Source organism: Paracoccus sulfuroxidans, assembly GCF_007830335.1.
GTDB classification, from domain to species: Bacteria; Pseudomonadota; Alphaproteobacteria; order Rhodobacterales; family Rhodobacteraceae; genus Paracoccus; species Paracoccus sulfuroxidans.
In genome coordinates this window covers 70,142-88,524 of sequence record NZ_VLKU01000008.1, presented here as the reverse complement: position 1 = coordinate 88,524, position 18,383 = coordinate 70,142, and the positions used below count along the sequence as shown (strand labels likewise).

Genomic DNA, 18,383 nt, shown 5'->3' with positions numbered 1-18,383 from the left:
TGATAACCTTTCGGCGCGGCCCAAAGGCCGCCATCGTTGAATGTTGGCCATTTCGGCCTGAGGGAATTTACATGGCTATCTTGAAATTTGGCACCTACAAGGCTCCTACCGTTGAGCCGATCACCACCGATCTTGATTGGTGGACGCCGGTTGAAGGCAACCCGACCATGAAAACCTGGCTCGAGCATCAGACCGACGACGGCAAGTTTCTGACCGGCTTCTGGGAGGCCACGCCCGGCAGCTATCGCGTGACCTACAGCGGCGACGAATATATCTATATGTTCGAGGGAAAGGCGACGCTGACCCAGGACGGTGAAGAGCCGAAAACCTTCAAGGCGGGCGACACCTTCTACATTGAAGCCGGGTTCGAGGGTATCTGGAAAACGGAAGAAACCGTCCGTAAGATGTTCGCCATTCGGGTGAAATAATTCTATGAGATCACGGCCGGAGCTGTCCCGGCCGTGACTTTCTAGTGGTCAGAGAGGTCATCATTTGCGAAGGCCTGAGATCTGCTCCACCAAGGAACGCCCACCGCCGGATAGCAGCAGAACTGGTGTGCCGTTTTCAAGCTCGGCTCCGGTTACAGTTGTATAGGCAGGAACATTGTCAGTTCCGATGACTTTACCCTGCCGCATTGATTCGATTCTGAACTGGTACAGTCCCGAAGGCAGATCGGTTCCGTCCGCACGCTTGCCGACCCAGTCGATTTCCCCGGTTCCTGGACCGATGTTCTCACGTCCAATTTCGCGCCCATTCTGGTCCAGCGTGATCAGCGCAACCTGATCGGCGTCCGCTTTTGGGGCGATGTTGAGGGTCAGAGCCGATCCGTCGAACGAAACCGGAGCAGTTGTTCGTACCTTTTGGCCGATCCAGGATGAGAGCCCGACCAGACCGGATCCCGTCGCACCCTCGACCATTGCCGTCAAAAGATCATTCGTTTTGACCTGCTGCTCAACATTCGAGAAGGTTGCGAGTTGAACAGCGAAATCGGTGCTTTCCATGGGGCTCATCGGATCCTGATTCTTGATCTGAGCGGTCAGCATTGTGAGAAAGGTCTGAAAATCCCCGCCAGCGAAGCTTTGCTTTTCAGTGGTCGTTGGTTTCGGGTTCGATGTGTAGGTGGTGCGATGAGCGATGTCGTATGACATGTTCTGTCCTTGCTATAGCCGGATGTTGATTGATGTTCCCAATGGGTTTGGCCGTGAAAGAGTACTGGTGACGGGCAGGGCTGGAGACGGATTCTCATCGGCCCCAATCTGAGCCGCCTCGCCATCTTTTTGGTCGCGCTTGTGCCGTTCATCGCTATGGGCGGAAAAGGAAAATGAAACTTCCGCGCCCCCAAATCCATCGCCTTGCAACTTCTGCTCCAGCAGATCGGAATTTCGGCGCATCAGATCTATTGTCTCTGCGCGATCTGCAATGAAATGAACCTGCAACCGTTCGCTTCCTGAAATATTTATCCTGATTGTGCCAAGCTCTTCTGGGGATAGTACGATCACTACCTCACCCAGTTCATTTCGAACGATTCGATTGATCGCCAAGTCAACGGCGCGGGACAAAGAGATCGGGGTTCTATGCGGTCGAGCCGTACTCATCTCCGGCGCAACGGAAGCCTCCCCATCCAAGTGGTTATCGCTCTCTGGTGTCACAATCCTCATTTCATTGTGCGGTGTGGTGGGCGGTTGCAGCTTGGAGATTGTCTGAACTAACTTGTCAGTTCCTTTGGTGTGGTCTGCGGTAGCCTCAATTTGACTTTGTATCGACCTATCAAAAATAGGAGCGGTGTGCGTAGAAGTTTCAGTTTCCGAACCTCCGGTGTCACTTCGGTCCGTGTCCATAGATCTCGCTGCCATTTTACTGCCCGCGACAACCCGAGAGTTGGAAGTCAGTGGTGGGTTAAAGTCAGATGATCCAGATGTTTTTTCAACTGAAAATGACGATGATGATTTAATATCAGGAGGTTGATCCTGATGTTCCGATATAGACATTCTATAAATTTTATCCGACTCGTTGCACTCTGGTGGCGGGGGGGGGCGTGCCGTCTCTAATGTTCTGGATTTGTAAATGATTTCGAATTTTTACATCGCTAGCGCGTAGCAGATTGATTCGGTCTGCGGGAGAAGAAATCGGGTCGCGCGCATTGCCGATCTCGGCTATTTCTGGGTTCTCATGTATTTCAACGGGAGGCGCAAGTTGGGGTCCGAGATCGAGGCTTGACTCAGTATGGTGATCTATTTTTTGAAAAAATAAAGATGCAGATGGTTTGCGTTCACGTGCAGTGACGGTTTCCGAAGCGAAGATATTGTCCGGTGGGTTGAGTTTTTTGCCGTCTTCGATAAGTGAATAAGTTGCAACTGACGGAAGGTGTGCGTTGATTTGGACGAAAAGAGAGTTCTCTCCATAGGATATTTCGCGTTCTTTCTCTGACGCAAGTGCTTGTGTCGGAATTGGGCTTTGCTCTGATGTTGGGTGGGGCGTGTGGGCGAGTGGCTCGCTTGTATTTTCAACGGCACTCGGAAAGACTAAAGGTGTTTTGGTGAAAACACTTTGTTCTGCGTTTGATTTGTCTGGCTGGATGTCCGAAGTGCACTCTGCCTCTTGTTTATTTCCGGCATCCATTTCCGCGCGGGTTGAATTTATTTTGAGGTAAATTTGAGTGGTGATGCTTTCAGGCTGAACTTCAGACTGCACTAAGGGACTAATGTCTTGTTGATCAGCCTCATCGAAGCTTTGGCGGATATCTTCTTCGTTGGCGGGCATATCAGGCCTAAGTGCGGAAGATTCTGTGAAATACTCGATCTCAAATATATGGCTGATCTGTTGACCCTCTAGTTCGCGCGATGGTGCGACGAGGAAGCCATCAGTGCAGGGTAAAGCGTTGGCGATGTTCATGACGACCCTCCTGTGGGCCTCTGTTAGCATCTTGAGGTTACTAAATATTTACGAGGTGATGATAGATCGTGCAGTCAAGCATGCATTTTTGGAGGTTCATTTGTACTCTCACAAGATAGCTCACATTGGTTCCGGCCGAGGCCCCGCTGAGGGAAGGCAAGAGGTGCTCGGGGGGCTGGAGCAGGCGTTTCTAAATGAAATGCTGAAGTATGCTGGTCCACAACCCCGGGCCGCTCAGATATCTGGCGGGATCGGAGAGGATGCATTCCATAGTCTTTACGTTGAACAGCTGTCGCAAGCTCTCTCGCAGAGAATTTCCCTAAAAATTTAGCATATTTGGGTGGGTATGGAAATTTTTGATACTCTAGTCGAGGTGAGGCATGCGCTACTTCGAGCTGAGGTTGAAAAAGCCTCTGATCTCATGGCTTTTGCTGAGTCGTTGATGGCCAAAGAAGGAGTGCCTTCCGAGGAGCGAGAGCCGATAGGAACGAAGTTAAAGGAAATATGCGATCTGTCGTCCTCTGCCATGGAGGGACTCTTGGAGGCTCAAGCAGTGATCCGTGAGATGAGAAAAATTCTTGGATACATGCAGTCGTACTCTGATGATGGACATCAGGAGCTATCGGATATCACTATCAGTGCTCGCCGTGCATTTTGAATAAAAGTATTCAATTCTATTTCTTGAGTTTGGTGTTCAGTTTTGATTTTGTTAATTTCAACCGGATAAGCCGGTAATGCGCAGAAGCTGGGGGTGAACCCATTTGGTCAGAAGGCCTAGTCTAGTATTCGGCAAAATGCCAAAAATAGGAAAGCAATATGTCTAGCATTCTGACTAACAATGGCGCGATGGTCGCGCTGCAGACGCTCAAGGGTGTGAACGCGAGCCTTGCCAAAACCCAGGATGAGATCTCGACGGGTAAGTCGGTTGCGACCGCAAAGGATAACGCAGCCGTCTGGGCAATTTCGAAGGTGATGGAGGCCGAGGTAAGTGGCTTCAAGGCGATTTCCAGTGGAATTTCACTGGCTTCTGCTGCGGTGGCGACCGCGCGGGAGGGCGCAGAGGCCATCACCTCGCTGTTGACCCAGATGCGCGATAAGATCGTGACAGCACAAGGCGCGACTGCTGACAGGGGCAAACTTCAGGCCGATGTCGACGGACTGCGCAAGCAGATCGAAACTGTGGTAAAGGGCGCACAGCTCAATGGGCTCAACTTGCTCGATGGGTCGACGGCTTCATTTGATGTGCTTTCTTCGCTTGATCGCACTGCAAGCGGGGTTACGGCGTCTACGATTTCAGTCGCAGGACAAAACCTCTCGACCGGCGGATATGCCGCGAAAGCCGCCTTCACCGGTACGACCGGGGCTTCGGCTGCAGCAGATACAGTTGCTTTCGCGCTTGATGGTGCCGGTGGTACCGGCGAAGTGATCATTGATGGCGCTGCAGGCTTCGCGGAAGGTGATCGGCTTTCGATTTCGATCGGGGGAAAGACGGCCAGCTATACGTTCACCGCATCTGATATTGCTTCTACTACGCCAGCTGATCTGGCGGCTGTCGGTTTGAAAAATGCCATTGAAGGCCTTGGAATCGCGGGTCTGACTGTCGATTACGACAGCGCGACGCCTGGTCAGTTGACCTTCACTAACAACGGGACGGCCGATCTTTCAGCTACCTCTCAATTCAAGAATGCTGGAGCTGGTGACCTTGGGTTGTTGGCGAACCTGGACGTTTCGACGGTCGGAGGTGCAGCATCAGCCCTGACGCAGATCGAAGGAATGATGCATACGACGATCAGTGCTGCTGCAGACTTTGGTTCCGCAGGGGGCCGTCTTGAAACTCAGTCAAACTTTCTGTCCAAACTGACGGACTCGCTGAAATCCGGTATTGGTACAATGGTCGACGCCAATATGGAAGAAGCGTCGGCGCGCCTGCAGGCGCTGCAAACCCAGCAGCAGCTGGCGATCCAGTCGCTCTCCATTGCGAACCAGGCGCCTCAATCTATCCTGTCGCTCTTCCGCGGATAACCATTGAGCCGGGGGCGTCTTGGGATGCTCCCGGCTTATCGCTATCAATTTTTGCATGAGTAGGACAGCTCTTGAATCAGACCGCCTTCAGAACGAAGCGAGCAGATTTCGGTTCAGCGGACATCCGCACCGATCGTGACATTGAGTACGCCGTGTTCACCAAAGCAACATTTTCACTTCGCCGGGCCGAGATGACTTCAAAATCCTCGGATCGGGTCGAGGGGCTGACGTTGAACAACGCGTTATGGACGACGATTACCGCCGATCTTGCTCATGAAGGGAATAAACTTCCACAGGAGTTGCGAGCTACACTTTTGTCTCTGGGGCTGTATTCTATTCGATATAGTCAAAAGAGCATGCAAAATAGCGATTCTTTGCAGCCGCTGATCGATATCAACCAGCGAATGATGAAGGGTTTGCGCGGGGACGTGTCGCCGTGAGTGGACTCATTTTGAAACTTGGGCCAAATGAACGGGTGCTGATAAACGGCGCGGTTATTCAGAACGGCCTTAGGCGTGCAAGCATTTCCATAAAAACGCAGAACGCCAATATACTGCGTCTCAAAGATGCGATACATCCCGACTCGGCGACCACGCCCGTGGGGCGTCTCTGCTACCTTGCTCAGTTGGTTTTGACTGGGGATGCCCAAGAGCGAGATGCTCAAAGTTCGTTGCTCGAAGGTATTGAAGGCCTGGTTTCGATATTTTTCGAATGTGATACGCGAAACACGCTTGAGCAGGCTAGGGAAGCCGTCGTCGAGAGAAATTTTTATCTTGCGTTGAAGAAATTTCGTCTTCTCCTGCCAGATGAGGCTCGACTTCTCGCAGGTTTGACCTGATGGGTTACTCGGTACAGATTGGCGGTGGAGGATATGCCGGCTGGAAAATGCTCGAGCGCACTGCGGCGGTGCAGCAGCAGCTTGTTGCGAAAGACCCGGAAGTGGTGCGGGCAAGGAGTTACTTCGTTTCGGAGGCTTCGAGGATATCCAGCGCCGATGAACTTGTGTCAGACTTTCGCCTTCTGAGAGTTGCGCTTGGTGCGTTTGGATTGGAAGGTGATATTAACAACAAGTTCTTTCTCCGTAAGATTATTGAGGCCGATCCGGACGACAGTGGTAGCCTGGTCAACCGGCTGGCTGACAAGCGATATCTTCAACTTAATCGTGCGCTGAGCTTTTCCGGAGATACTGCGCTCGATCTGGAGAAGGCATCGAATATCACTGACATGTACGAAAGGTTGGAGTTCGAGAGGCGGGTTGGTGAAAAAGATCAGAATTTCAGGATAGCACTTTATGCAAGCCGTGAGCTTGCAGATCTGGCGAAGCGAGACAGCACCGAGAATACAAAATGGTATGAGATTCTAGGATCGAAGCCTTTGCGCACTTTGTTTGAGGGCGCTTTCGGGTTTAGTGCCAACTATGCCAAGCTGCCTCTGGATCGGCAAGTTATTGAGTTTAAAAGAGGGTTTGCTCGAACTGTTGGGGGCGATAGCCTGGCGGCGCTGACCGATCCGAAGAATATTGAATCTCTTGTGCAGAGGTTTTTGCTGAGGAGCAACTCTGCTTCGATTCAAATTTCTGGTTTTTCTGCTGCGCTAGCGCTTTTGCGGAAATGAGGATTAATCCTTTCATTTCTGTAGTGGAATGATGTTTTTTTTTACAGATGAAGGTTCTGTGATCACTCTCTGATAGTGATTCCGATTTCTTGCATGCAGTTGAGTCTTTGGCCAATAGGTTTGATTTCATCAGGTCCCGGATGCGAGGTCGACGCTCACGAAACACTCATTTTTACTGCGCGCGTGCTACCCCGACATCGCGCCGCAAAAAAGGCGACGCAAACGCGCCGCCTTTCCGATTTCATTTTCATCTGCCCTCACAACAGAAAATCACCCGCAGAATAAGCCGCTGCCAGTGTCGCGCCATCCGTGATGCGCACCGACATTTCGGCTGCGGCGTCGCCGTCGACGTTGATGCGCAACCAGGTGTCGGCACCGGCGTTCTCCAGCCAAAGCGTGCCTGCGCCACCAGCCGTCGTACCGTGGAAGGTGAACGCCTGGTTGCCTGCGACCAAGGTGTTCGCGTCAATGGCCTGCAGGTCGATCCGGTCCTCGATGAAGGCGGGAGCGTGGTTACCCGCGCCGTCGAAGCCCAGGATCTGATCGGGCAGGGCAGTGGGCGAGTCGAGAAGGTTCGTGAAGCGGAACACATCTTCGCCCGCACCGCCGTTCAGCACGTCCGCGCCACTGCCGCCGATCAGCACGTCGTTGCCCGTCCCGCCAAACAGCCTGTCCGCACCGGCCATGCCCATCAACAGGTCGTTGCCACTCTGGCCTTCAAGCACGTTCGCGACGGCCGTGCCGGAGAGGGTGTCGTTGCCCGAGCCCGTGCGAAGGTTCTCGAACCCGGTGAAGAACTCGCCTGCGAAGTTAGTGCCACCGGTGGCCAGGTTGATGCTGTAGGCCCCGGAATAGCTTGAGGTCACCAGCAGATCGACATCCGCCCCGCCGTTCAGAGTCTCGGCCACGCCCAGCCCGGCATAGATCGTGTCGTTCCCCGTGCCGCCAGAGTAGACGCCCGCACCGCTGGAGAACATGACGTCATTGCCGATGTAGCCGTTGATGGTGTCGGTACCGGAGTCCGCGTAAAGCACGTCGTCGCCTGCGGCACCGCCGATGAAGTCATTGCCCGCGCCGCCGTGGACCGTGTCATTGCCCATGGCGGTGACAATATAGTCGTTGCCGTCGTTGCCGTTGATGACGTCGTTCCCGCTGCTCGAGAAGATCCTGTTGTCGCCCGACGTGCCCTGGACGGTGTTGTTCCCGTTCCCAAGGATGATGTTCTCGAACTGGATCATGACCTTGTTGGCGACGTTGGTCTGGCCGGTCGTCATATCGACCGTCAGATCGCCCGTATATGCACGCGTGTCGACCCAGTCGTTGCCGTCACCACCGCTGAGGCTTTCATTCCCGGTCGAACCTGCGACCACCGAGTCGTCACCGGTTCCGCCCTCGCAGCGACCGCTGCCGCCCGAGACCAGCGTGTCATTGCCAGCACCCCCTTGCGAGTGGTGAAAATAGCCGTCGCCATTGTACATCAGGTCGTCGCCGTCATCGCCCCAGGCATAGATGTCGCCCGCGCCGCTGTAGATCGTGTCGCTGCCCGTGCCTCCATGCAGCGAGTCGACGCCATTGGTCCCGTAGATGATGTCATTGCCTGCGCCCCCGTCGATGTAGTTACCGACCGAGGAGCCAGTCAGCGTGTCATCACCGCTGCCCGAGATGAGGTTCTCGAAATTGACGAAGGACTCTCCGCTGTAGTTGGTCGCCCCGGTCGACAGGTTGACAGCGTAGTCACCCGACCAGAGCGCTGTGTTCAGCGTGTCATTGCCCGCGCCGCCATCCAGCGTTTCCCCGCCGCCGACGCCTGCGTACATATAGTCGTCCTCGAAATCGCCCGAGTAGAAACCATAGCCGGATGAGACGATCGTATCGCGCCCGTAACCGCCATAGGCGGTGTCGGTGCCCGTGCCCCCGGCGATGTAGTCATTGCCGTCGCCGCCGGACATGTAGTCGTTGCCGCTGTCCCCATAAAGCGTGTCCGCGCCGCTTGAGGCGTAGAGGGTGTCATCTCCGTCATAGCCGTGCAGATAGTCGTTGCCTGCGCCGCTGCTAAGATAGTTTGCGGCCGCACTGCCCAGCAGCGTGTCATTCCCGTCGCCGGTGATCAGCCCCTCGAACTCGACGAAGGATTCCCCCGCGAAATTCGTGACGCCCGTCGCAAGGTTGATGCTGTAATCGAAGTTATAGGTGGTGGTGTAGAGATAGTCGAAATCTCCGGTGCCGCCGTTCAGGGTCTCAAGAACGCCCAGACCTGCGAAGATATAGTCGCTGCCGGAATCGCCGGAGTAGTATCCTGCACCGCTTGAATAGATGATGTCGGTGCCGCCGCCGCCATAGACGGTATCCGTCCCGCTGTTGGCCGAGATCGTGTCATTCCCGTCGCCGCCGCTCATGAAGTCGTTGCCGGCACCACCCGTCAGGGCATCGTTGCCGTCCGACGCATAGAGGGAGTCATTTCCATCGAGCCCCTGCAGGTTATCGTTTCCTGCGCCCGAGCTCATGTAGTTGCCAGCCACCGTGCCCAGCAGGGTATCATTCCCCCCGGCGGTGATCACATGCTCGAAGTTGATGAAATATTCACCGGCGAAATTCGTGGCGCCTGTCGCCAGGTTCACGCTGTAGTCGCCCGAGAAGGTGGTGGTGTAGAGGTAGTCGTTGTCGGCGCCGCCATCCAGCGTTTCATAGACGCCAAGCCCGGCGTAGATGATGTCGACACCGGAATCGCCATAATAGCGGCCGGAACCGCTTGAATAGATATAGTCGCTGTCGGTGCCGCCATAGACCGTGTCCGTGCCACTGTCGGCATAGATCGTGTCGCTTCCGGAGCCGCCGACCAGATAGTCATTGCCCGAGCCACCGGACAGGAAGTCGTTTCCGTCATCGCCCCAGGCGGTGTCGTTTCCGTCCATCCCGTAAAGGCGATCGTTTCCTTCATGGCCATCGATCCAATCGTTGCCTGCATAGGCATAGATGGTGTCCGTGCCAGCTGTCCCGTGTTGGGTGTCATTCCCGTTCGTCAAATAAAATACCGGCATTTCCTCCTCCCGAGGTTGATGCTTGATCGTTCACACGGCGGGCCACTTTTCCGCCGCGGTCATCCTGCGCCTTGGGGCGTGAATGGGCCGTGAAATGGGCGATCTGCGGGGCTGAAGTCGGGGCGGGTGGACTGACGGCCAGGGGCTGCGTCGCAGTGCCCGGAACCCCCGTCACATCCTTGCCGGGACGCGAAACGACGCGGTTCACTTAGTCCAGCCAATACCGCAACTTCCGATGCGGTATCCGCAACACAGGTGCCGCTTCAGCATCGCCATCATATCGGCAGGGCATCTTCTCGCGGTGCGATCTGCGTAAACGCAGACAAGTCAAACCGCGTGAATTTTACCGGTGACGTCGCGCGAAACGTGAATTCACGTCTCTGTGATGCTTTCAAATTCCGGGCATTGACGTTACCCCTCATATGTCCAGAGCGAGGAGCGGCCAGATGGCGATAATCGACGGAACGTCCGGAAACGACACCCTGCAGGGAACGCCCGAGGATGACTACATCAGCGGCATGGGGGGCGATGATGTCATGTACGGTCAGGGCGGAAACGACTCGTTCAATGACGCGCCCGGCGGGTTTCTGGATACGGGACGTTCGACCATCTGGGCTGGCGCGGGTGACGACCACATTGATGCTGATGGCGGGAATGACGTCTACGACGGTGGCGCTGGCAACGACACCCTGCGCTTCGCGGACAGTCTGGGACGTCCAAGCCGAACCGTTGTGGACCTGCGGATCACCGATGCCCAGAACACAGGCTGGGGCATGGACAAGATCACCGGGATTGAAAACCTGATCGCTGACATCGACAACCTCAATGTCTGGCTGGGTGGAAACGCCGCTGCGAACAGGCTGACCAGCCACGGGAACGGGTCGGACAGCCTTTATGGGTTCGGCGGCGATGACAGGCTGCAAGGCAGTTACGGCAATGATCACCTCTATGGCGGCGCAGGCAGCGACCGATTGGAAGCTGAGGGCTCGGGCAATCGCCTCTACGGCGAAGCCGGCAATGATTTCATCGTCGTCAATGGTGCTTCAGGCGGTAACCTGATCGACGGCGGCACAGGCACGGATAAGTTGTATTACGACGGTTTCAGCGGCCTGTTTGACCTCAATCAGGCCATGCCGGGCGGAGATACCGTCAGAGGGATCGAGCTCTTTGAGTTCAGAAATGGCACTGTGACCCTTCGTGGCACAGCGGGCGCAGATTGGTTCGAAACGTCCCGTTCTCATGCGATGATCGAGGCTGGTGCCGGCAATGATTCCATTCGTGGCACCATTGAAACCACTGGTCGTATCGACGCGGGATCGGGGGATGATTTCCTTTTTCTGCTAAGTAGTAGCATGAGCGCCTATGGGGGCGAGGGGAACGATACGCTCGATATCTCGTCAATGCCAACCACGGGACAAATCGCCGATGGCGGTGCTGGAGACGACTATCTGGAACTCGACGGGGTCGGAGGCTCTGGCGTGACCGGCCTGCGCATTCTGGGGGGCACGGGCAATGACACGATCGATTCGGCTTTGGGTCGTTCGAGCGTTTCCGTTTCCGGGGGGGAGGGCAACGACTTCATCGCTGTCTCCGATTCGCGGGATTGGGTGCAAGTCTACGGTGACGCCGGAGATGACATCATCGAAGTCCATGTCGCCGCTTCCAGCCGGTCCAGCGCGGCCCTGATCGACGGTGGAGCGGGCAATGACAGGATCTCGGCTGGCTTTGGAAATGCCGGAGCAACCTCGGGCCTCGGCATCGACATGCGTGGCGGGCAGGGGAATGATCTTCTCAGCAGTTCGAATTATCGCGATACGCTGAACGGCGGCGACGGCAATGATACGCTGACCGGCTGGGGCGGGGGCGACGTTCTGAACGGCGGGGCAGGCTTTGACTTTGCGAGCTATGGCGGCTTGGATGGCGCGGCTGTCACGGTGAACATGTCGAACCCTGCGCTTTCAACCGGAACAGCCTTGGGCGATCAGTTCATCGACATCGAAGGACTCATTGGCTCGGACGGCAGCGACGTGCTTACCGCGAACTCCCAGAACAATGTCCTGCTTGGTATGCGCGGCGCTGATCAGCTGTTCGGCGGTGCCGGCAATGACACGCTGGATGGCGGCTGGGGATGGGATACGCTGGATGGCGGCGCAGGTTTCGATGCCGTCACCTATATGTCCTCGACAATCGGGCTGACGGTGAATTTGGGGAACACCAATTCCTCGACAGGCGATGCGAATGGCGACCAATACATCGGTATCGAGACGATCCTCGCCACGCGCTTCGCGGATAGGCTTTATGGCGATACGTCGGACAACCGGCTGAACGGCATGGGAGGCAATGACGTCATTGCGGGCGGGGCCGGTCAGGACGTGCTGATCGGCGAGGCCGGGAACGACCAGCTGGACGGCGGGCTGGGCAACGACCAGCTGCAGGGCGGGGCAGGCAATGACACGCTGACCGGCGGTGTCGGGGCTGACATCCTGAACGGTGGCGAGGGGCAAGACTTTGCCAGCTATACGGCCGCAGCCACCGGGTTGACGATCCATATGACCATGCCTGCGCAATCGACCTTCATGGCCAATGGCGACCGTTTCGTGGATGTCGAGGGCATTCTGGGCACGAATTTCGGCGACAAGGTCTATGGCGATGTGGCGAACAACCAGCTTTACGGCATGGGCGGGAATGACCTGCTGTCGGGCGCTGCGGGAGCCGACTGGCTGATTGGCGGCATTGGCAATGACACGCTTCAGGGCGGTCTCGGTGGCGACCACTTCGTGTTCGGGCGGGGCTTTGCCCGCGATCTCGTGGTCGATTTCCAGGACAATCTGGACACGATCCGCCTGCAGGGCTTTGCCGGGGTTACTAATTTCGCGCAGGCCCGCAGCCATGCCACGCAACAGGGGCAGGACGTGGTCTTCGACTTCGGAGGCGGTGACGTGCTGACGGTGCGCAACACCACCATCGGAGCGCTGGCGGACGATCTGGCCTTTGCCTGAGGGGCTGCTCCCTGCATCTCGCTTTGCCCGGCAACAGCCGGGCAGAACGAAGCAGACTAGGCGTTGGCAGGCATCATTGCATCATGCAGAAGCTGTACCATTCGTGGCAACCGTTCGCGTTGCAGCCTGACAGGCCCAGCGTCAGCAGGAGAAGAATCAGAAATGGTTTCATTCCCATAGAGTGGCAAGTTAATCGAAGTGCTGTCTACGGGGAGTTCACGAAAAGGGTTCGTAGCCAAGTGCACAAGAGGCAAACGGATCGCCGCCAAGCGCTTGCGTTCAATGGCATGTGGATGGATTGGTGGCGGAGACGAAGGGATTCGAACCCTCGAGACAGTTTCCCGTCTGCACCCTTAGCAGGGGTGTGCCTTCGACCACTCGGCCACATCTCCGCCGAGCGGTATATGGGGAGGCGGAAGCAGAGACAAGCGCTTTCTGAGGCTTGTGGGACCGACGATCGCCTGGTGTCCAAGGCCTTGCCTCATCCTAGCAACTGCCTGCGGAAAATGAGCAAGCGGCAGGTCAGGCCCGCCGCTTGCTGGTGGATGGACGTCGGTGACGCTAGCGATAATAGCAGCGGCGGACGTTGGGATTGTCGCGCAGGTTATCGTCCAGTTCATCCTCGGACTCGCTGCGCCACTGAGTGGATCGTGTGCGGCGATAATGCGCTGGTCGGGGATGGGCCGCAGCGTGGCGCTGCACCTCGATTTCGGTTGTGGTCTCACTAGACATGACCCAAACCTCCGTACGCGAGCTGGAAGTAGCGGCTTGAGGCCACGATATGGGGCACCTCGCGCTCATGCGGGCGAGGCGTGCAATTCGCATCATGCGCAGGATCGCTTGCCAGCCATGACACCGCCTGTTTCAGGCTGGTGCGTTCAAGCTGGGCCGTTTCCTTGACGTCGACTTTCATGGATTTGCTGGTCATCTTCACTCCTCCATTTCGGGGGCACAAGGATGTGCGAACGTCTTCACTATAGCCGGATTTACTAAGAAAATCGCCTCTAAAATAACGACCAAAACGATAGATATTTACTTCCGGCTGGGCGACCGATCGTGATGTTTTTTCGCGGGAATTGTGATCAGCAGCTGTGGAGATGATGTAACGATGCGAAAAAAATTCAACCCTAGAGACAAATTGACCTTTCAATCGAAGAGCGCTAGCGCGGGGTGATTCGCGCGCTTGAGCAAGCTCAGCGACCCGGGGCGCAGGCCAGCCCGGCATCACCGTCCTCGATCTCATTCTACGCGGTCCAGCGCAGATGGATCGACTCGCAATGGCGGCATTCGTGAAACAACAGATCCATCGCCCGCATGAAGGCCGTTCGGCAGGCCGAGGGCCGCTGCCGATAGACGCGCGAGCACAAAGGCTCCGATCGGTTGCCACACAAGATCCGGTTGATCCGGACCGACGCCACCCACCATCCGTTCATGACCTGCCTCCGAATGTTTCGCGCGATGTTTCGCGGCTCAGGTCTAGGCGGCGAATGTGACGCGACCGCGAAATCTGGGGCAGGGGCAATTCGGCACCGCAACCTGTGGCAAATAGGTCGATATCCTGCCGAAAATGCGGGATTCTTGCCGATCGGCGGTCTGCGTGCTAAACATCTATCGCTTCGTTGATTCCATCTGCTATCTGTTTCCATCATGTGGCTTCAGTCTGCGTTTAGAACTGGCCAGCCGAGCCGTCGCATGTTGCGGACGGTATATGATAGGAGAATACACGATGGCCAATGGCACCGTGAAATGGTTCAATTCCGAAAAAGGCTTCGGCTTCATCGCCCCTGAGGCCGGTGGTCAGGACGTTTTCGTCCACATCTCGGCAGTCGAGCGTGCAGGCATCAACCGCCTGAACGACGGTCAGGCCGTGACCTACGACCTGGAAAAAGGTCGTGACGGCCGTTCGTCGGCGACGAACCTGCAGCTCGCCTGAGCTTGATACGGACGGGTGCATCCCATCGGGATGCCCCTGACGTCCGAACCGAAAATCGTCAGATTTTCCAGCAGCGCGGTGGCCGAAAGGTTACCGCGCTGCCAGTTTATTGGCCGTCAGCCGTGGCATGCTGGGCAGCGTGCTCAGATTGTCGGGGCGGCCCATGACGGCCAGCGCGCCTTTCGCCATCTGCTCCGAGATGCGGCCCTTCTGTCCCAATGAGACGATGTTCTGCAGATCGGACAGGATATCCTCGATCGAGGCGGTCTTGCCCTGGTTCAGACGGTCGAGGACGATTCGTCCGATGGTCATGGCAACCATGTCCGGGTTTTGGGTGTAAGGCATACAGGGGTTCGCTTCTCTTGAATGGCAATCGCCTGTGGCCGTGGCTGGCGATTCATCTTGACTGGAATGGAGCCCGTACGGTTTATCTCAGCCGGGGCGAGTCATTGTCGGAATTTCTACTTTTGGTAGAAATTTTTCCTACACAAGATACGGACAAGTCTATTGGATGGCGATGCAGAAAGCGCGCGCAAGCGATTGATTTTGATTTCAGGCGGCAGGCTTGACGTCTTGTCGGCCGACTCGCAGCGCCTGTTGTTGGATGCGGGGCAGACCCGCTCCTACCAGACCGGAGAGTTCACCCATCACATCGGCGACCCGCTTGGCGGCGTCCACGGCGTCCTGACGGGCAGCTTCGGCGTTCATGGCCAGAACCTGACCGAGGGCATCGTCATGGGCCATATCTTCCGCAGCGGAGACTGGTTCGGTGAAGGGCCGATCGTGCGTCAGCGGCGGCGCATGCTGACCTTCCGCGCCATGGAGCATTCGACGACCCTCTATATTCCCTTGCCCGCGCTTGAGCGGCTGATGCAGGGCCCGGGCAATCTGATGGCCTTTCTGATGGATCTGGTTGCCCATAACTCTGAGCTGGCGACGCATGCCATTTCGGATCTGCTGATCCGGCGCGCCGACAAGCGTATTGCCGCCGTGCTTTTGCGGGTGACCGGACATCATGACGACAGCCGCGTGGCCACTCCCGTCGAATGCGCCGTGACCCAGCTTGATCTGGCCGAGATGGCCAATGCCTCGCGCCATACGATCAACACGGTACTGAAGAGGTTCGAGCAATCGGGATGGATCCGCGTGGGCTATGGTCATATCGCGGTCCTTGATGCGGCCGCGCTGCGTCGCTTCCTGATCGCGGAGAACTGAACCTTCGGTTGGCCGGGGCAGGGCGGCCAAGATTGACATTCGACCCCGATGATCTGATGACGGGACCAACCTGCAGGCGCCTTGAGGAAAGCTGGCTATATGGGACTTGTCATTGATCTTGGGGCCATTCAGGCAAACTGGAAGGCGCTGTCGGCTTTGGCGCCCACGGCGCGGGCCGGGGCGGTCGTCAAGGCCGACGCCTACGGGCTGGGCGCCGAGAAAGTTGCGCCCGCGCTTTACGAGGCAGGCGCGCGCGATTTCTTCGTGGCTTTGGCCAGTGAGGGGCGGTGCATCCGCCCGCTTCTGCCCGAGGATGCCACCATTTTCGTGCTGTCCGGCGCGATGGAGGGCGAGGACCTGACCGGCCTTGTCCCCCTGCTGAACAGCCCCGCCCAATTCTTCCGCTATCGCACGCTCAGCCCGCGCGCGCCCTTTGGCATCCAGCTTGACAGCGGCATGAACCGTCTGGGGATCGAGCCCGGTGAGTGGAACGCGATCCGCGCCGAGGCGCTGGCCGCAGGCCCGCTTCTGGTGATGTCGCATCTGGCTTGCGCCGATGAGCCGCAGCACCCGGCGAATGCCCAGCAGCTGGCCGCCTTCCGCGCGATGACGGACGGGATCGGCGTGTCACGCTCGCTTGCGGCGACGGGGGGCATCCTGCTGGGGCCCGACTATCATTTCGACCTGGTGCGCCCGGGTGTCGGCCAGTATGGCGGCGCGCCCTTTGCCGACGGCAAGCCGGTGGTGACGCTGTCGCTGCCCGTGATCCAGACGCGCGAGGTCAAGCCCGGCGAGTCGGTGGGCTACAGCTTCACCTGGACGGCCAAGCGGCCCTCGCGCGTGGCGACGGTCGCGGCGGGCTATGCTGACGGGCTGGCGCGCGCGCTGATGGGCAAGGCGGATCTGCAGCTTTGGGCGGGCGATGTGCCTTGCCCGGTGATCGGACGCATCTCGATGGATCTGATCACCGTCGATGTCACTGACCTGCCCATGGTCCCGGCCGAGCTTGAGGTGCTGAACGCGCGTCAGGGCGTCGACGCGCTGGCCGAGCATGGCGGCACCATCGGATATGAGATCCTGACCTCGCTGGGTCACCGGTACACCCGGACCTACCTGTGAACCCAGTACGGCTGACCGGACGGCTGGCGCTGGCAGCGACTGGCGGCACGGGGCGCATCGCGATCTTCGCGGGGCGCGGGCTGGCGGGGATCCTGCCACTGCAGGCGGGCCTTTTGTTTCGTCAGATCATCCAGATCGGCTGGCTGTCCTTGCCGGTCGTCGGGCTGACCGCGCTTTTCACTGGCGCGGCACTGGCCTTGCAGATCCATTCGGGCGGAGAGCGCTTTCAGGCCTCTGACGTCGTCCCCGCCATAGTCGCCATCGGCATGGTCCGGGAACTCGGCCCGGTTCTGGGCGGATTGATGGTCGCGGCGCGCGTCGCCAGTGCAATCGCCGCCGAGCTTGGCACCATGCGCGTGACCGAGCAGATCGACGCGCTTGTCACGCTCTCGACCGATCCGCTGAAATGGCTGGTCGCGCCGCGCCTCTGGGCGGCGGTGCTGACTGTGCCCATTCTGGTGGGCGTCGGTGATCTGGTCGGGATCATGGGTGGCTGGCTGGTCGGGGTGAACGCGCTTGGCTTCAACTCGGCCACCTATATCGCGAATTCTTGGGCCTATCTGGAAAGCTGGGACGTGATCTCGGGCCTGATCAAGGGCGCGGCCTTCGGCTTTCTGGTGGCCCTGTCGGGCTGCTGGTTCGGTATGAATGCGGGGCTGGGCGCGGCAGGCGTGGGGCGCGCGACCACGAATGCCGTGGTGGTCGCCTCGGTCGCGATTCTGGCCGCGAATTTCATCCTCACCGGGCTTTTCTTCCGATGAGCGCGCTGATTTCCGTTCGCGGGGCCCGCAAGTCCTTTGGCAGCAAGCAGGTGCTGGCCGGGCTGGACCTTGACCTGGCCGAGGGAGAAAGCCTGGTCGTCATCGGCGGTTCGGGCAGTGGAAAATCCGTCCTTCTGCGCGCGATTCTGGGGCTGGAGACGCTGGACAGCGGTCAGGTCCTTTGCCGCGCCAAGCCCATGCAGGGCAGGGTGCGCGATGATTTCATGGACAGTTTCGGCATGCTCTTCCAGAACGCCGCGCTGTTTGACAGCCTGCCCATCTGGCGCAACGTGGCCTTCCGCCTGCTGGGCCGGATGCCCGCCGCCAAAGCGCGCGCACTGGCCATCGAGAAGCTCGACCGCGTGGGCCTTGGCCCCGAGGTTGCGGACCTGTTTCCGGCCGAGCTTTCAGGCGGGATGCGCAAGCGCGCAGGCCTTGCGCGCGCCATCGCCGCCTCGCCGAAGGTGATCTTCTTTGATGAGCCGACGACCGGCCTCGACCCGATCCGCGCCGCCACCATCAATGAACTGATCCGCAGCATTCTGGACGAAAGCGGCGTCAGCGCGATCACCATCACCCATGACATGACCTCCGTCCGCACGATTGCCGACCGCGTGGCGCTGCTGGATCACGGGCAGATTCGCTGGCAGGGGCCGGTGGCGCGCATGGACGACGCGAAGGACGACTATCTGCGCGATTTCATCGCCGGACGGGCCCGCCCGATGGCCCGGAATACCGAACCCGGATGACCGGATTGCCTGTATTTTCGGCCATCGCGCGCTTACATTCA

At 58.0% G+C, this 18,383-nt stretch carries 19 protein-coding genes and 1 tRNA gene; 12 read left to right on the top strand and 8 right to left on the bottom strand.

The window, feature by feature from the left end:
- Window positions 1-71: 71 nt before the first annotated feature.
- Window positions 72-428 (top strand): cupin domain-containing protein, encoded by a 357-nt coding sequence (locus IQ24_RS13510; RefSeq protein WP_145398673.1) that lies wholly within the window; start codon window positions 72-74, stop codon window positions 426-428.
- Window positions 429-488: 60 nt separating this feature from the next.
- Here the strand turns inward: IQ24_RS13510 and IQ24_RS13505 are convergent, their stop codons facing one another.
- From IQ24_RS13505 to IQ24_RS13495, 3 genes are read right to left on the bottom strand one after another with little or no spacing between them, the layout of a single operon-like run.
- Window positions 489-1,148: a flagellar hook capping FlgD N-terminal domain-containing protein gene (locus tag IQ24_RS13505; protein ID WP_145398671.1), complete on the bottom strand. Its 660-nt coding sequence runs from the start codon at window positions 1,146-1,148 to the stop codon at window positions 489-491.
- Between the two features lie 12 nt (window positions 1,149-1,160).
- Window positions 1,161-1,988, bottom strand: coding sequence for a flagellar hook-length control protein FliK (gene fliK, locus IQ24_RS13500; RefSeq protein ID WP_145398669.1), 828 nt, complete (start codon window positions 1,986-1,988; stop codon window positions 1,161-1,163).
- A gap of 10 nt (window positions 1,989-1,998) precedes the next feature.
- A complete protein-coding gene (locus IQ24_RS13495) occupies window positions 1,999-2,892 on the bottom strand; it encodes a hypothetical protein (protein WP_145398667.1) in 894 nt (297 codons plus the stop codon).
- Window positions 2,893-3,238: 346 nt separating this feature from the next.
- On the opposite strand from IQ24_RS13495, the gene IQ24_RS13485 reads away from it, so the two are divergent.
- The 5 genes from IQ24_RS13485 to IQ24_RS13465 all read left to right on the top strand — a co-directional run bounded on the left by IQ24_RS13485 (window position 3,239) and on the right by IQ24_RS13465 (window position 6,528).
- Window positions 3,239-3,550: a hypothetical protein gene (locus IQ24_RS13485; protein ID WP_145398663.1), complete on the top strand. Its 312-nt coding sequence runs from the start codon at window positions 3,239-3,241 to the stop codon at window positions 3,548-3,550.
- A 158-nt stretch (window positions 3,551-3,708) separates the two neighbouring features.
- Entirely contained in the window at window positions 3,709-4,914 is a 1,206-nt protein-coding gene (locus tag IQ24_RS13480) for a flagellin (RefSeq protein ID WP_145398661.1), read from the top strand.
- Between the two features lie 71 nt (window positions 4,915-4,985).
- Window positions 4,986-5,354, top strand: a complete 369-nt coding sequence (flaF, locus tag IQ24_RS13475) for a flagellar biosynthesis regulator FlaF (RefSeq protein WP_145398659.1) — start codon at window positions 4,986-4,988, stop codon at window positions 5,352-5,354.
- Window positions 5,351-5,752, top strand: a complete 402-nt coding sequence (locus IQ24_RS13470) for a flagellar biosynthesis repressor FlbT (protein ID WP_145398657.1) — start codon at window positions 5,351-5,353, stop codon at window positions 5,750-5,752. Before flaF ends, IQ24_RS13470 begins: the two co-directional genes overlap by 4 nt.
- Entirely contained in the window at window positions 5,752-6,528 is a 777-nt protein-coding gene (locus IQ24_RS13465) for a DUF1217 domain-containing protein (RefSeq protein WP_145398655.1), read from the top strand. The genes IQ24_RS13470 and IQ24_RS13465 overlap by 1 nt, the downstream gene beginning before the upstream one ends.
- A 257-nt stretch (window positions 6,529-6,785) precedes the next feature.
- Here the strand turns inward: IQ24_RS13465 and IQ24_RS13460 are convergent, their stop codons facing one another.
- Window positions 6,786-9,566 (bottom strand): beta strand repeat-containing protein, encoded by a 2,781-nt coding sequence (locus IQ24_RS13460; RefSeq protein WP_145398653.1) that lies wholly within the window; start codon window positions 9,564-9,566, stop codon window positions 6,786-6,788.
- A gap of 446 nt (window positions 9,567-10,012) precedes the next feature.
- Here IQ24_RS13460 and IQ24_RS13455 point away from each other — a divergent pair, with 446 nt between their 5' ends.
- Entirely contained in the window at window positions 10,013-12,565 is a 2,553-nt protein-coding gene (locus tag IQ24_RS13455) for a calcium-binding protein (RefSeq protein WP_158637528.1), read from the top strand.
- A 302-nt stretch (window positions 12,566-12,867) separates the two neighbouring features.
- On the opposite strand, the gene IQ24_RS13450 is transcribed toward IQ24_RS13455, so the two are convergent.
- The 3 genes from IQ24_RS13450 to IQ24_RS13445 form a co-directional block, all read right to left on the bottom strand.
- Window positions 12,868-12,957, bottom strand: a tRNA-Ser gene (locus tag IQ24_RS13450).
- 169 nt (window positions 12,958-13,126) lie between these two features.
- Window positions 13,127-13,297, bottom strand: a complete 171-nt coding sequence (locus tag IQ24_RS20140; RefSeq protein ID WP_158637527.1) for a hypothetical protein — start codon at window positions 13,295-13,297, stop codon at window positions 13,127-13,129.
- Window positions 13,290-13,493: a hypothetical protein gene (locus tag IQ24_RS13445; protein ID WP_145398650.1), complete on the bottom strand. Its 204-nt coding sequence runs from the start codon at window positions 13,491-13,493 to the stop codon at window positions 13,290-13,292. The genes IQ24_RS20140 and IQ24_RS13445 overlap by 8 nt, the downstream gene beginning before the upstream one ends.
- A gap of 798 nt (window positions 13,494-14,291) precedes the next feature.
- On the opposite strand from IQ24_RS13445, the gene IQ24_RS13440 reads away from it, so the two are divergent.
- A complete protein-coding gene (locus IQ24_RS13440) occupies window positions 14,292-14,498 on the top strand; it encodes a cold-shock protein (protein WP_145398648.1) in 207 nt (68 codons plus the stop codon).
- 90 nt (window positions 14,499-14,588) lie between these two features.
- Here the strand turns inward: IQ24_RS13440 and IQ24_RS13435 are convergent, their stop codons facing one another.
- The gene (locus tag IQ24_RS13435) at window positions 14,589-14,810 is read right to left on the bottom strand and encodes a hypothetical protein (RefSeq protein WP_145398647.1); all 222 of its coding nucleotides are present in this window, start codon (window positions 14,808-14,810) and stop codon (window positions 14,589-14,591) included.
- A 261-nt stretch (window positions 14,811-15,071) separates the two neighbouring features.
- Between IQ24_RS13435 and IQ24_RS13430 the strand changes: the two genes are divergently transcribed.
- The 4 genes from IQ24_RS13430 (at window position 15,072) to IQ24_RS13415 (ending at window position 18,342) form a co-directional block, all read left to right on the top strand.
- Window positions 15,072-15,713 carry a Crp/Fnr family transcriptional regulator gene (locus tag IQ24_RS13430; RefSeq protein WP_145398645.1) on the top strand — a complete coding sequence of 214 codons (642 nt, stop codon included), beginning with the start codon at window positions 15,072-15,074 and terminating at the stop codon, window positions 15,711-15,713.
- 99 nt (window positions 15,714-15,812) lie between these two features.
- Complete coding sequence (alr, locus tag IQ24_RS13425) at window positions 15,813-16,832, top strand: alanine racemase (RefSeq protein WP_145398643.1); 1,020 nt, start codon at window positions 15,813-15,815, stop codon at window positions 16,830-16,832.
- Complete coding sequence (locus IQ24_RS13420) at window positions 16,829-17,593, top strand: MlaE family ABC transporter permease (RefSeq protein WP_145398641.1); 765 nt, start codon at window positions 16,829-16,831, stop codon at window positions 17,591-17,593. The genes alr and IQ24_RS13420 overlap by 4 nt, the downstream gene beginning before the upstream one ends.
- A gap of 5 nt (window positions 17,594-17,598) precedes the next feature.
- Window positions 17,599-18,342 carry an ABC transporter ATP-binding protein gene (locus IQ24_RS13415; protein WP_145398952.1) on the top strand — a complete coding sequence of 248 codons (744 nt, stop codon included), beginning with the start codon at window positions 17,599-17,601 and terminating at the stop codon, window positions 18,340-18,342.
- The last annotated feature ends 41 nt before the right edge of the window (window positions 18,343-18,383 follow it).

What these genes read in the sequence shown, in the direction of transcription:
- IQ24_RS13495 (WP_145398667.1), bottom strand. Translation starts at nt 2,892, where the DNA reads ATGAACATCGCCAACGCTTTACCCTGCACTGATGGCTTCCTCGTCGCA.
- IQ24_RS13480 (WP_145398661.1), top strand. Translation starts at nt 3,709, where the DNA reads ATGTCTAGCATTCTGACTAACAATGGCGCGATGGTCGCGCTGCAGACG.
- fliK (WP_145398669.1), bottom strand. Translation starts at nt 1,988, where the DNA reads ATGTCTATATCGGAACATCAGGATCAACCTCCTGATATTAAATCATCA.
- IQ24_RS13465 (WP_145398655.1), top strand. Translation starts at nt 5,752, where the DNA reads ATGGGTTACTCGGTACAGATTGGCGGTGGAGGATATGCCGGCTGGAAA.
- IQ24_RS13485 (WP_145398663.1), top strand. Translation starts at nt 3,239, where the DNA reads ATGGAAATTTTTGATACTCTAGTCGAGGTGAGGCATGCGCTACTTCGA.
- IQ24_RS13435 (WP_145398647.1), bottom strand. Translation starts at nt 14,810, where the DNA reads ATGACCATCGGACGAATCGTCCTCGACCGTCTGAACCAGGGCAAGACC.
- IQ24_RS13460 (WP_145398653.1), bottom strand. Translation starts at nt 9,566, where the DNA reads ATGCCGGTATTTTATTTGACGAACGGGAATGACACCCAACACGGGACA.
- alr (WP_145398643.1), top strand. Translation starts at nt 15,813, where the DNA reads ATGGGACTTGTCATTGATCTTGGGGCCATTCAGGCAAACTGGAAGGCG.
- IQ24_RS13505 (WP_145398671.1), bottom strand. Translation starts at nt 1,148, where the DNA reads ATGTCATACGACATCGCTCATCGCACCACCTACACATCGAACCCGAAA.
- IQ24_RS13445 (WP_145398650.1), bottom strand. Translation starts at nt 13,493, where the DNA reads ATGACCAGCAAATCCATGAAAGTCGACGTCAAGGAAACGGCCCAGCTT.
- IQ24_RS13440 (WP_145398648.1), top strand. Translation starts at nt 14,292, where the DNA reads ATGGCCAATGGCACCGTGAAATGGTTCAATTCCGAAAAAGGCTTCGGC.
- IQ24_RS13510 (WP_145398673.1), top strand. Translation starts at nt 72, where the DNA reads ATGGCTATCTTGAAATTTGGCACCTACAAGGCTCCTACCGTTGAGCCG.
- IQ24_RS13455 (WP_158637528.1), top strand. Translation starts at nt 10,013, where the DNA reads ATGGCGATAATCGACGGAACGTCCGGAAACGACACCCTGCAGGGAACG.
- IQ24_RS20140 (WP_158637527.1), bottom strand. Translation starts at nt 13,297, where the DNA reads ATGTCTAGTGAGACCACAACCGAAATCGAGGTGCAGCGCCACGCTGCG.